The organism is Streptomyces sichuanensis (genome assembly GCF_020328095.1).
Classification (GTDB): Bacteria; Actinomycetota; Actinomycetes; order Streptomycetales; family Streptomycetaceae; genus Streptomyces; species Streptomyces cinnamoneus.
The window spans coordinates 1-370 of the sequence record NZ_JAIXMK010000289.1 but is presented as its reverse complement, the minus strand read 5'-3'; the positions used below and the strand labels follow the sequence as shown (position 1 = coordinate 370).

General features: G+C 77.8%; 1 protein-coding gene. It reads right to left on the bottom strand.

Features of this window, described 5'->3' with window-relative positions; translation table 11 throughout:
• A partial coding sequence (locus tag LE181_RS32000; RefSeq protein ID WP_372458566.1) for a hemerythrin domain-containing protein occupies positions 1–370 on the bottom strand: 370 nt, incomplete at both ends.

The following is a 370-nucleotide window of genomic DNA, read 5'->3' as shown; positions in this document are numbered from 1 at the left end:
TACGGTCCGCCACGGCGGCCGGCGGGCCGAGCAGCAGGTTCCCGGCCCCGGTCCCGGCGCCCGGGTGGGGCCGGGTGGGGGCGACGGCCTCCGCGGCGCGCACCGCCTTGGCCAGCAGCTGCAGCCGGGCCGGGTCGCCCTCCTGCCGCAGCCGCGCGAACTCCTGCCTCTCCTCGGCCCCGGCGTGGGCGAGCACGGCCTCGCGCAGTTCCGTGAACTCCGCCACGAACGCCGCGTCGTCCGGGTCCAGCTTCTCCAGCCGCTTCAGCGCCCGCTGCGCGGCCTCCTCCTCCTTGAGCCGGTCGGCCACCACGTCCTTGCCGCCGTCGACGGCCTGCCGGGCGTAGGGGTGGACGATCTCCTCCTCGGC